The 12,780-nt window shown below is 64.4% G+C and carries 6 protein-coding genes and 1 rRNA gene; 5 read left to right on the top strand and 2 right to left on the bottom strand.

Going from position 1 to position 12,780, the window contains the following annotated elements; translation table 11 throughout:
* The first annotated feature begins 71 nt into the window (after positions 1 to 71).
* The 4 genes from rrf to recD all read left to right on the top strand — a co-directional run bounded on the left by rrf (position 72) and on the right by recD (position 9,557).
* Positions 72 to 187: ribosomal RNA gene (gene rrf / locus H618_RS0116720) — 5S ribosomal RNA — on the top strand.
* Between the two features lie 159 nt (positions 188 to 346).
* A complete protein-coding gene (recC, locus tag H618_RS0116725; protein ID WP_028696158.1) occupies positions 347 to 3,811 on the top strand; it encodes an exodeoxyribonuclease V subunit gamma in 3,465 nt (1,154 codons plus the stop codon).
* Positions 3,808 to 7,503, top strand: a complete 3,696-nt coding sequence (recB, locus tag H618_RS0116730) for an exodeoxyribonuclease V subunit beta (protein ID WP_028696159.1) — start codon at positions 3,808 to 3,810, stop codon at positions 7,501 to 7,503. The genes recC and recB overlap by 4 nt, the downstream gene beginning before the upstream one ends.
* The gene (recD, locus tag H618_RS0116735) at positions 7,500 to 9,557 is read left to right on the top strand and encodes an exodeoxyribonuclease V subunit alpha (protein ID WP_028696160.1); all 2,058 of its coding nucleotides are present in this window, start codon (positions 7,500 to 7,502) and stop codon (positions 9,555 to 9,557) included. Before recB ends, recD begins: the two co-directional genes overlap by 4 nt.
* Before the next feature lie 66 nt (positions 9,558 to 9,623).
* Here the strand turns inward: recD and H618_RS21820 are convergent, their stop codons facing one another.
* A complete protein-coding gene (locus H618_RS21820; RefSeq protein ID WP_050577335.1) occupies positions 9,624 to 9,944 on the bottom strand; it encodes an SHOCT domain-containing protein in 321 nt (106 codons plus the stop codon).
* Positions 9,945 to 10,164: 220 nt separating this feature from the next.
* On the bottom strand, positions 10,165 to 11,115 hold the full coding sequence (locus tag H618_RS0116745; RefSeq protein ID WP_028696161.1) for a LysR family transcriptional regulator: 951 nt from the start codon (positions 11,113 to 11,115) through the stop codon (positions 10,165 to 10,167).
* A gap of 125 nt (positions 11,116 to 11,240) precedes the next feature.
* Here H618_RS0116745 and H618_RS0116750 point away from each other — a divergent pair, with 125 nt between their 5' ends.
* The gene (locus H618_RS0116750) at positions 11,241 to 12,776 is read left to right on the top strand and encodes a CoA-acylating methylmalonate-semialdehyde dehydrogenase (protein WP_425414204.1); all 1,536 of its coding nucleotides are present in this window, start codon (positions 11,241 to 11,243) and stop codon (positions 12,774 to 12,776) included.
* Positions 12,777 to 12,780 lie beyond the last annotated feature (4 nt).

Consider the following 12,780-nt stretch of genomic DNA (forward strand, 5'->3'; position numbering starts at 1 on the left):
ATTCGCAGCTCACGAACATCACATATCCGAATTCGCTGGCACGTTCACAGAACGCACCGGCTACCGAATTTCTTGACGACCATAGAGCATTGGAACCACCTGATCCCATCCCGAACTCAGCAGTGAAACGATGCATCGCCGATGGTAGTGTGGGGTTTCCCCATGTGAGAGTAGGTCATCGTCAAGATTCATTTCGCAAAACCCCTATCTGCGCGAGCAGGTAGGGGTTTTGTCTTTTCTGGTCATTAAAAAATCAGCGTGCAAGCCTCATGAGCTGTGGAACTGCGGTTGCTCCGCTCAGGGACAGATGGCATCGTTTCCCTTTGACTCCCACCAGGTAGCCCTAATGTCGCAGTTCGAATCCATCACCCCAGGATTCATGGTGATCCACGGTAATCGCTCTGATGACCTGCGCAGCCTGGTGGTGGAATGGATGCGTCGCTACCCCTTGCGTCCACTGGAAAACGAAGTCGCTCTGGTACAGAGCAACGGCATCGCGCAATGGCTGAAAATGGCCCTGGCAGCAGACGTCGACGAGGGCGGTTGTGGCGTGGCGGCGGCTGTCGATGTGCAACTGCCAGGCAGTTTTCTCTGGCGGCTGTACCGCGAGGTGCTGGGTCGCTCGGAGATTCCGGAAACCTCCGTGCTGGATAAAGGCCCGCTGACCTGGCGACTCATGCGTCTGCTGCCAACGGTCATGCAGCAGCCGCTGTTCGCACCGCTGGCGCGCTTCCTTCGTGATGACCAGGACATGCGCAAGCGCTATCAGTTGTCGCAGCGCCTTGCAGATCTGTTCGATCAGTATCAGGTCTACCGCGCCGATTGGCTGGAAGACTGGGCCGCTGGCCGCTACCAGTTGCGCAATGGCCGCGATCAGCTACGGCCGCTCAGCGAAGCCAGCCAATGGCAAGCCGCGTTGTGGCAAGCCCTGCTCGATGATGTGGGTGCCGAAGGCATGGCGCAAAGCCGAGCGGGTGTGCATCAGCGCTATATGGAAACGCTGCTTTCGGCCGAGACGGCTCCGCCCGGGTTGCCGACCCGGGTCATCGTTTTTGGTATTTCTTCGCTGCCCGCGCAGGTGTTGCATGCGCTGGCCGGGCTGGCCCGATTCAGTCAGGTGCTGTTGTGTGTACATAACCCGTGCCGCCACCATTGGGCAGACATCGTCGCCGATAAAGAACTACTCAGACGCGAATACCGCCGGCAAAGTCGCAAGCCCGGCATGCCGCTGCAACTCGATGCCACCAGCCTGCATCAGCATGCGCAACCGCTGCTGGCCGCTTGGGGCAAGCAGGGCAGGGACTATATCGCCCTGCTCGACGAATTCGACCAGCCCGACAGCTACAAAGGCGCATTCAGCGACGGCAAGATCGACCTCTACAGCGACGAGCACGCCGACACGCTGCTCAACCAGTTGCAGAACGACATTCTCGAACTGCGCCCACTGGCTGAAACCCGTGAGCACTGGCCCGCGATCGATCCGGCAAGCGATCGATCCGTGCGCTTCCATGTCGCCCACAGCGCGCAGCGCGAAGTCGAGGTGCTGCACGACCAACTGCTCGAACACTTTTCCCGTAACCCACAGCTCAAGCCCCGCGACATCATCGTCATGGTGCCGGATATCAACGGTTATGCACCGCACATCCGCGCCGTCTTCGGCCAGGTGCCGCGGGAGGACAAACGCTTCATTCCGTTCACCCTCAACGATCAGGCACAACGCGGTCGCGAACCACTGCTCATCGCCCTCGAACACCTCCTGCACCTGGCCGACAGCCGTTTCGCCGTGGGTGAAATTCTCGATCTGCTAGACGTACCGGCGGTGCGTGCGAAGTTCGACATCCCCGAGCAATCCCTGGCCACCTTGCACGGCTGGATCGAAGGTGCGGGCATTCGCTGGGGGTTGGATGCACGCCAGCGCGAAGCACTGGGTCTGCCAGGACAGATGGAGCAGAACAGTTGGCGCTTCGGCCTGCGCCGTATGTTGCTGGGGTATGCGGTAGGTGCTGGCGAAGGCTTCGCCGGGGTCGAACCCTATGACGAAGTGGGAGGGCTTGACGCGACCCTGATCGGCCCCTTGTTCGCCCTCATCGACCGTCTCGATCACTGGTATCAGGCACTGCTGGAACCGGCCACGGCGCCAGTCTGGAGCCAGCGCCTGCAGGGCCTGCTCAACGACTTCTTCAAGCCCGAGGACGAGCACAGCGAGTTGCTGCTGATTCAGCTCGACGAGCTGCGCGACCAGTGGCTGCGCACCTGTGAGTCGGTCGAACTGGAGGAGTCCCTGCCGGTCACGGTAGTACGTGAGGCCTGGCTGGCCGGGCTCGATCAGGGCGGCCTCAACCACCGGTTCCTCGCCGGGTCGGTGAATTTCTGCACGCTCATGCCGATGCGTGCGATTCCCTTCGAGATGGTCTGCCTGCTGGGTATGAACGACGGTGACTACCCGCGCGTTCAGCAGCCACTGGATTTCGACCTGATGGCCAGCGATTACCGACCGGGTGATCGTTCGCGCCGGGAAGATGACCGTTACCTGATGCTCGAAGCGCTGCTTTCAGCGCGCCAGCAGCTGTACATCAGCTGGGTGGGGCGCAGTATTCGCGACAACAGCGAGCGTCCGCCCTCGGTACTGGTCGGGCAACTGCGTGATCATCTGGCCGCCGGCTGGCACTTGGCCGATAGCGTCTCAGAGGACAAGACCCTGCTCGAAGCGCTGACCCTCGAACACCCGCTGCAACCCTTCAGCATCCGTTACTTCCAGCAAGGCCAGCCGGCGCTGTTCAGCTATGCCCGTGAGTGGCAGGCAGTGCACGAGCCTCACTCGCTAGCAGGCGAGGATGAGCGACTGGTTGCCTTCGAGCCGGAGGGGCCGCTGGCGCTCGAGGTGCTGAGCAATTTCCTGCGCAACCCGGTGAAACACTTCTATACCCAGCGCCTGAAGGTGCATTTCGAGCAGGTGCAAGGCGCGCTGGAAGAAGCCGAGCCGTTCACCCTCGATGGACTGCAGCATTACACCCTGAGCAGTGATCTGCTCGAAACCATCCTCAGCGAAGGTGAAGGTGCTCTGCCAGAACGGCTGCGCAACCAGGCAAGCAGGCTGCAAGGCAGTGGACGACTGCCCATGGCCGGCTTCGGCGAGTCGCTGCAGGCCGAGTTGATTGCGCCCCTGCCAGATCTGATCGAGCGCTATCAGGCGTTGCTCACGCGATGGCCGACGCCGCTGGACAGCGCCCTGCCGTTGTCTTTCAGCGCCCACGGCCTGCAGGTAGAGGGCTGGCTGGCGGGTGTGCATGAGGGCGCCGATGGCAGCCTGTTGCGGGTGACGCTGCTGGCCAATGCGATCAATACCAAGAGCGGGCGCAAATGGCCGCGACTGATCGACAGCTGGGTATACCATCTGGCGGCGTGCAGCGAGGGACTGGCATTGCATACGGCAGTGGTTGCGGCCGATACCACGCTGCTGCTGGCGCCGCTGGACGGCGAAACGGCCCGCGTCGCGCTGGCCGATCTGTTGCTGGGGTGGCGGCACGGCATGTCGCAACCTTTGCCGGTGGCGCCGCGCACTGCGTTCGCGTTTCTCGGCGCAAAAGACCCAGACGCTGCCCTCAAGGCCGCGCAGGTGGCCTACGAAGGCTCGGAATTCGCCAAGGGTGATGCCGGCGAGCGCAGCCGTGACATGGCCCTGGCCCGGCAGTATCCGGACTTCGCCGCACTGTGCGCCGACGAGTCGTTCGAAGGCTGGGTGCAAGCGCTTTATCAACCGCTGTTCAGCGCCCCGTGGGTCGATGCGCAGGCCCAGGAGAAAACCCGATGAGCCAGCCCACTCCACGCCCGTTGGCGCTGACCTTCCCGCTGCGCGGCAGCCAACTGATCGAAGCCAGCGCCGGCACTGGCAAGACCTTCACCATCTCCGCGCTGTACCTGCGTCTGGTGCTCGGCCACGGCGGCGAGCAGAGCGGCTTTGGGCGCGAAGTGCTGCCGCCGCAGATTCTGGTGGTGACCTTCACCGATGCCGCCACCAAGGAACTGCGCGACCGCATTCGCGCGCGCCTGGCACAAGCGGCGCAGTTCTTCCGCGCTGAAATCGACACCCCCGACCCGCTGCTCGAGCAGTTGCGCGACGATTACCCAGACGATGCCTGGCCGCTGTGCGCCAGCAAGCTGGATGCCGCAGCGCAGTGGATGGACGAGGCGGCGGTATCGACCATCCACGGCTGGTGCCAGCGCATGCTGCGCGAGCACGCCCTGGACAGCGGCAGCCTGTTCACCCAGACATTGGAAACCGATCACAGCGAGCTGCTCAACGAGGTCATGCGCGATTACTGGCGACAGTTCTGCTACGCCATGGCCGGCGAGACCCTGAGCTGGGTGCGCGAGCAGTGGAAGTCGCCTGCAACGCTGCTGGGCCGGGTCAAACCGATGCTCGGCAGCGCTGGCGAGCTCGATGAAAAGGCTGATCCGGCACGTCATATCGAGGGCGGCCTGGGTCAACGCAGGCAGGCGCTCGAGACGATCAAGGCGCCATGGGGCGAGTGGGTCGAACAATTGCGTGCGCTGTTGCAGCAGGCGGTAGCGGCTAAGACGGTCGATGCGCGCAAGCTGCAACCGCGCTTCTTCGAGCCCTGGCTTGAGAGCCTGGCGCAATGGCAGGCAACCCCTGAAAACACCCTGCTGGACATCGGCAAGGGCTTCGAGCGCCTCACCCCGCAGGGGCTGGCCGAAGCCTGGAAGGGCGAGCCGCCCAGCCATCCGGCACTGGATGACATGCTCACCCTGCGCGAGCGCTTGCAGCAACTGCCCGACCCCGGCGCCGACGCACTCGCCCACGCTGCGGCCTGGGTGGCGGCGCGCTTTGAAAGCGAAAAGCGTCGGCGCGCAGAAATGGGTTTCGACGACATGCTGCTGCGCCTCGACGCAGCCTTGCGCGGCGATGCCGGCGAGGCGCTGGCGCAGGTGATTCGCGAACAGTTCCCGGTGGCCTTGATCGACGAATTCCAGGACACTGACCCGGTGCAATACCGCATCTTCGAACGCATCTACCAGATCGAGCAGAACCGCAAAGACCTCGGCATCTTCCTCATCGGCGACCCCAAGCAGGCGATTTATGCCTTCCGTGGAGCCGACATTCACACCTACCTGCGCGCGCGGCGTGCCAGCACCGGGCGCCTGCACAGCCTGGGCACCAACTTCCGCTCGACCAAGCCCATGGTCGCGGCAGTCAACCAGGTGTTCGAGCACGCCGAGCGCAGAGCCACTGGGCAAGGCGCTTTCCTGTTCCGTGACGGCGACGACAACCCGGTGCCGTTTCTGCCGGTGGCGGCCCAGGGGCGTAAAGATGCCCTGGCCGTGCGAGGTCAGCCGCAAGCGGCCCTGACCTTCTGGCAGTTGCCCAGCGAAAAACCGCTGGCCAAAGGCACCTACCGCGATCAGTTGGCGCCAGCCTGTGCCAGCGAGATCGTGCGCCTGCTGCAACTGGCCAAGCTCGGCCAGTGCGGCTTTGTCCAGGCAGACGGCACCCAGCGTCCGCTGGCCCCGGCCGATATCGCCATTCTCGTGCGCGATGGCGGTGAGGCCCGCGCCATTCGCATGCAGTTACGCCTGCGCGGCGTACGCAGCGTGTATCTATCCGACAAGGAATCGGTGTTCCGCAGCCAGGAGGCGGTCGATGTACTGGCCTGGCTGCGCGCCTGCGCCGAGCCGGATGCCGACCGCCTGCTGCGCGCCGCGCTGGCCAGTGTCACCCTGGCGCGCCCGTTGGCCGAGCTGGATGCGCTGAACCGCGACGAGCTGGCCTGGGAGCGGCGCGTCATGCAGTTCCGTGACTACCGCGCGCTGTGGCGCAGTCAGGGCGTACTGAGCATGCTGCGGCGGCTGCTGCACGACTTCCAGTTGCCCGTGCGGCTCACCGCCAGAGGCGACGGCGAGCGGGTGCTGACCAACCTGCTGCACCTGACCGAACTGTTGCAGCAGGCTTCGTCCGAGCTGGACGGGGAACAGGCGCTGGTGCGCTACCTGAGCGAGCGCCTCACCAGCGAGGTCGACGGCGGCGAAGAGCAGGTGGTGCGTCTGGAAAGCGACGAACAACTGGTCAAGGTGGTGACCATCCACAAGTCCAAGGGTCTGGAATACCCCCTGGTGTTCCTGCCGTTCGTGTGCAACACGCGGCCGGTGGATGGCAGCCGTCTGCCCGTGGCCTGGCACGACCAGGACGGTGAACTGCGCCTGACCATGACCCCGGATGAAGCGGTGATCGCCGCCGCCGACGACGAGCGTCTGGGTGAAGACCTGCGTCTGCTCTACGTGGCCCTGACCCGTGCCCAGTATGCCTGTTGGCTGGGCGTTGCCGACCTCAAGCGCGGTCGCGAGAGCCGTTCGCTGCTGCATCGTTCGGCACTGGGTTACCTGCTGGGTGGCGGTGTGCCGCTGGACGACTCCACAGGCCTGGCCGGCTGGTTGAACGACATGGCCCAAGGCTGCCCGGCGCTGACCGTGCAAGGCCTGCCCGAGGTCGACGAGCAGCTGTACGTGCCGGTGCGCAGCGAGCAGCATTTGCAGCCGGCGCGCGAGCCGGGCCGACGCGCCGCCGAGCACTGGTGGATCGCCTCGTACAGTGCCCTGCGCATTGCCGACAGTATCAGCGGTGACTGGGCGCCGGACAGTCTGCTGGCGCAGAACCTGCTCGACGACGAACCGCTGGCCCACGCCGATGAGTTTTATCCCGAACAGGGTTCGATCCACCAGTTTCCCCGTGGCCCGCATCCCGGGACCTTCCTCCACAGCCTGCTGGAGTGGGCGGCGCGCGAGGGTTTCGCGGCCCTGACTGAGCAACCCGAGGCACTGCGTGATGGCGTCGCCCGGCGCTGCGCGACCCGCGGCTGGGAGGGCTGGATACCGACCCTGGAAGCCTGGCTGAGCCATTTGCTGACGGTGCCGATGCCGGCGGGCGAGGGTACCGAAGTGCGCCTGTGCGAGCTGGGCGATTACCGTTTCGAGATGGAGTTCTGGTTCGCCAGCCGTGAGGTCGATGTGCTGCGCCTGGATACCCTGGTGCGCCAGCATACCTATCATGGCGCGCCCCGCGCGGCGGCCGAGAGCGGTCGCCTCAACGGCCTGTTCAAAGGCTTCATCGACCTGTGCTTCGAGCACGAAGGCCGCTATTACGTCGCCGACTACAAATCCAACTGGCTGGGCGCCGAGAACGCCAGCTACTCGCCGGCGGCCATGGAGAGCGCCATGCTCGAACACCGTTACGACCTGCAATGCGTGCTCTACCTGTTGGCGCTGCACCGCCAGCTCAAAGCCCGTCTGCCGGATTACGATTACGACCGCCACATCGGCGGGGCGCTGTTCATCTTCCTGCGCGGGCTCAGCGCGCGCAGTCGCGGCGTGCACTTCAGCCGCCCGCCCAGGGCGCTGATCGAAGAACTCGACCTGCTGTTCCAGGGCAAGCTGCATACCCTGGCCACCGCGGCCCAGACTGACCTGTTCGGCGAGGCGTACCCATGAACGATCCGTTCGCTGCTGTCGACCTGCCGGCACCTTCCCTGAATACCACGGCCGAACTGTTCGTCGTGTTGCAGCGCTGGGTCGAGCGTGGCTGGTTGCGCCCGCTGGACGTCGCCCTGGTGCGCTTTCTGGCCGAGCATGCGGCGCCGGCGCAACCGCTGGTGCTGCTCGCGGCGGCGCTGACCAGCCACCAGCTTGGCCACGGGCATGTCTGTCTTGACCTGGCGCAGACCTTGGCCGAACCCGATTTCGCCCTCTCGCTGCCACCTGAGGGTGAAGACAGCCATACCGTGGAAATCCTGCCCTCGAGCGTTATGGCCCAGGTGCAACTGGGGCCATGGCTCGATGCCCTGAACGCCTCCAGCCTGGTTGCGCAGGGTGAGCATGGCCCGCGTGACCGGCCCCTGGTGCTCAGCGGCGAGCGCTTGTACCTGCGCCGCTACTGGGCCTACGAGCGGGCGGTGGAAAGCAATTTGCGCAAGCGCCTGGCCTTGCCGGTGGAGGTTCCGCACGACCTGCCGACGCGCCTGGCGGCGCTGTTTCCTCCTGCCGCCGAGGTGCGCATCGACTGGCAGAAGCTCGCCTGTGCCCTGGCCACGCGCGCGGCGCTGAGCATCATCACTGGCGGCCCTGGTACCGGCAAGACCACCACCGTGGTGCGTCTGCTGGCGCTATTGCAAGGGCCACGGGTGGCGGCCGAGCGGCCACTGCGCATTCGCCTGGCCGCGCCGACCGGCAAGGCGGCAGCACGGCTTACCGAGTCCATCGGCGCCCAGGTGCAGGGCCTTGATGTCGATCCGTCGATCAAGGCACGCATTCCCACCGAGGTGACCACGGTGCATCGTCTGCTTGGCAGCCGACCCGGCACCCGACACTTCCGTCATCACCGCGGCAATCCGCTGCCGCTGGATGTGCTGGTGGTCGACGAAGCCTCGATGATCGACCTGGAAATGATGGCCAACCTGCTCGAAGCCCTGCCGCCCAAGGCCCGCCTGGTGCTGCTCGGCGACAAGGACCAACTGGCTTCGGTCGAGGCCGGCGCGGTACTGGGTGACCTGTGCCGCGATGCCGAGGCGGGCTTCTACAGCCCGGCTACCTGGGCCTGGCTGGAGACGATCAGCGGCGAACACCTCGATACCAGCGGCCTGCATGAGGGCGATGAGCGGCGCCACGCCCTGGCGCAGCAGTTGGTGATGCTGCGCCATTCACGGCGCTTCGCCGAAGGCAGCGGCATCGGCGAACTGGCCCGGGCGGTCAACGAGCAGCGTGCCGGCGATGCCCGTCGCGTACTCACCGATGCGCGCTTCACCGATATCGCCAACTGCCGCCTGCAAGGCGAGCAAGACACCGCGCTCGATCGCCTGCTGATCAGCGGCAGCGCCCAGGGCCGCAGCCAGGCCGCAGGCTACCGGCGCTATTTCGACACGCTGCAGCAGCAGCGCCCGGCGGTGACCACAGCACTGGCCGATCCGGCCTGGCAGCACTGGGCCGCCGAAGTGCTCAGCGCGTTCGATCGCTTCCGCATCCTCTGCGCCGTGCGCAAAGGGCCATGGGGCGTCGAGGCGATCAACCAGCGTGCCACCCGCGCTCTGCAGGCGGCCGGCCTGATCGAAGGTGAGCACCCGTGGTATGAAGGCCGCCCGGTGCTGATCACCCGCAACGACTACGGCCTGGGCCTGATGAACGGCGACATCGGCATCACCCTGCGCCTGCCCGAAGCCGAGCACAGCGAGCGCTTCACCCTGCGTGTGGCCTTTCCCCGCAACGACGGCCAGGGCGGCGTACGGCTGGTGCTGCCCAGCCGCCTCAACGATGTCGAAACCGTCTACGCCATGACCGTGCACAAATCCCAGGGCTCGGAGTTCGAGCACACCGCGCTGATCCTCCCCGATGTGCTCAACCCGGTACTGACCAAAGAGCTGGTCTACACCGGCATCACCCGCGCACGCACCTGGTTCACCCTGGTCGAGCCACGGGCCGGGGTGTTCGAGGAGGCGGTGAAGCGTCGGGTGCGGCGGTTGAGTGGGTTGATGTTGGGGGAGGGTGTGGGCTGAGGCGGGTTAGGGTGCTAAGGCAGCGGCTGAGCACCCACACAGAAGCACGAAGCAACCTGGGCGTTTCTAGCCTTGGAGCAGCTGTTTCTTCTGAACCGAAAACTCCTCGTCGGTCAGAACTCCCCGCTCTTTGAGGGCTGCAAGCTTTTCAAGCTCATCCGCTACAGAAACATGCTCTTGAGCAGGTGCCGTTGTGCCAGTGGAGCGAGCAATAGCTTTGATCGACTCCAGATGACGTTCATTTTCCGCTGCCAGGTGAGCCTCCCGGGCAGACTCCTTGTTCAGGTCACTCACGATCAGAACGATGATGAGCCCGAGCAGTGGCGAGGTGATGACCGAGAGTAGAGTGAATCCCCAAAAACTACGTCCTTTCGAGTTTGCCAGCATGCCTACTCCAGCGGACAACACGAGCCAAAAAACGATAATCATGAATCCCAAGATAATTTCTCCCTGGCGTCTAAAGCCTTAAAGTTGAAAGCAAATGGTAGCATGATGACATCATCGTCAAAAGCTGTCGGTCAGCCAGACACGTGGCGCCAACCCCCTTTCACCAGGTCGTCGCGCGTCAGTGCTATCAGCTGTGGGTAAGCCTCTCTACACCTTCGAGCTATTGCTGAGCAAACCTCATCTCCCGACTCTCCCCACTCAACAACCCTTCATTGGCCTCGGTCACCTGCCGAATGTAATCCCACAACAAAGTAATCCGCTTCAACGTGCGCAGATCCTCCCGGCAGTACATCCAGAACTGCCTGGTGACTTCGATTTCATTCGGCAGCACGGCGACCAGGCGGGGGTCTTGTGCGGCGAGGAAGCAGGGCAGGATGGCCAGGCCGCGGCCTTGCAGGGTGGCGGTGTACTGGGCGATGACGCTGGTGCTGCGCAGGTGCGCCTGGGCGCCGGGGATGAGGTTGTTGAGGTAGAGCAGTTCGGAGCTGAAGGCCAGGTCGTCGACGTAGCTGATGAACGGGTGCTGGCGCAGGTCGCTGACCTGGGTGATGGGCGTGTGGCGGTTTAGATAATCCTGGGTGGCGTACAGGCGCAGGCGGTAGTCGCACAGTTTGCAGCACACGTAGGGGCCGTGCTCCGGGCGCTCGAGGGCGATGACGATGTCGGCCTCGCGCTTGGACAGGCTGATGAAATGCGGCAGCGGCAGGATATCGACGGAGATCGCCGGGAAGGCTTCGACGAAGTGGCTCAGTTGCGGGGTGATGAAGAAGCTGCCGAAGCCTTCCGTGCAGCCCATGCGCACATGCCCGGACAGCGCCATGCTCGACCCCGACACCTGCTCGCAGGCCATGTGCAGGGTGCTTTCGATGGATTCGGCATAACCCAGCAGGCGCTGGCCTTCGCGGGTCACGACGAAGCCTGCGCTGCGCGACTTTTCGAACAGCAGCGTGCCCAGGGCACTTTCCAGCGAGGCGATGCGCCGCGACACGGTGGTGTAGTCGACGCTCAGGCGTTTGGCTGCGCTGCTGGCCTTGCGCGTGCGCGCCACTTCGAGGAAGAACTTGAGGTCATCCCAGTTCAGCGCACTGAGCGGTGTAGGGTCTTTTTGCATGTTGATCCGGTTTTTTTGTGCGTTCTTATGGGATGAATGCATATCTATACTCGAATTCATCCCAGCGGCGCTATCTCATCCGGCGCCACCAATCGCGTCCCGACAATAATTCCAAGGAGCCGCCGATGAACGCAGTGAACCCCGCCCATACCAACGAACGCACCCAGGTCGAGCAGGTCAAGCTGCTGATCGATGGGCAGTGGCGTGAATCGACCTCCAGCGAGTGGCGCGACATCGTCAACCCAGCCACCCAGGAGGTGCTGGCGCAAGTGCCGTTCGCCACCGAGGCGGAACTGAGCGAGGCGGTAGCCGCCGCGCAGAAGGCCTTCCACAGCTGGCGCGACACCCCCATCGGCGCACGCATGCGCATCATGCTCAAGTTCCAGGCGTTGATTCGCGAACACAGCAAGCGCATCGCCCAGACCCTCAGCGCCGAGCAGGGCAAGACCCTGGCCGATGCCGAAGGTGACATTTTCCGTGGCCTGGAAGTGGTCGAGCACGCGGCCTCCATCGGCAGCCTGCAAATGGGCGAGTTCGCCGAGAACGTTGCCGGTGGTGTCGACACCTACACCCTGCGCCAGCCGATCGGGGTCTGTGCCGGCATCACGCCGTTCAACTTTCCGGCGATGATTCCGCTGTGGATGTTCCCCATGGCCATCGTCTGCGGCAATACCTTCGTGCTCAAACCTTCCGAACAGGACCCGCTGTCGACCGTGATGCTGGTCGAGCTGGCGCTGGAAGCCGGCGTGCCGCCCGGGGTGCTCAACGTGGTGCACGGCGGTAAACAGGTGGTCGACGGGCTGTGCACTCACCCGGACATCAAGGCGATTTCCTTCGTCGGTTCCACCGAGGTGGGCACCCACGTGTACAACCTCGCCAGCCAGCACGGCAAGCGAGTGCAATCGATGATGGGGGCGAAGAACCATGCCGTGGTGCTGCCCGATGCCAACCGCACGCAGACCGTCAACGCGCTGGTCGGTGCCGCCTTCGGCGCGGCCGGGCAGCGCTGCATGGCGACCTCGGTGGCGGTGCTGGTGGGCAAGGCCCGCGAATGGTTGCCCGACATCAAGGCTGCCGCCAGCAAGCTCAAGGTCAACGCCGGTTGCGAGGCGGGCACCGATGTCGGTCCGGTGGTGTCGCGCCGGGCGCTGGAGCGTGTGCTCGGGCTGATCGAAAGCGGTGTCAGCGAGGGCGCGAACCTTGAACTGGACGGCCGGGGCGTGCAGGTGCCGGGCTACGAGCAGGGCAACTTCGTCGGCCCGACGCTGTTCTCGGGGGTGACCACCGAGATGCAGATCTACACTAAGGAGATCTTCGGCCCAGTGCTGGTGACCCTTGAGGTCGACACCCTCGATGAGGCCATTGCGCTGGTCAACCGCAACCCCTTCGGCAACGGCACCGGGCTGTTCACGCAAAGTGGTGCGGCGGCGCGCAAGTTCCAGAATGAAATCGACGTTGGCCAGGTGGGCATCAACATTCCGATTCCGGTGCCGGTACCGTTCTTCAGCTTTACCGGCTCGCGCGGCTCCAAGCTCGGCGACCTCGGCCCGTACGGCAAGCAAGTGGTGCAGTTCTACACTCAGACCAAGACCGTGACCGCACGCTGGTTCGACGATGACAGCGCCGATCAGGGCGTCAACACCACCATCAGCCTGCGTTGAGGAG

The organism is Pseudomonas cremoricolorata DSM 17059 = NBRC 16634 (genome assembly GCF_000425745.1).
GTDB classification, from domain to species: domain Bacteria; phylum Pseudomonadota; class Gammaproteobacteria; order Pseudomonadales; family Pseudomonadaceae; genus Aquipseudomonas; species Aquipseudomonas cremoricolorata.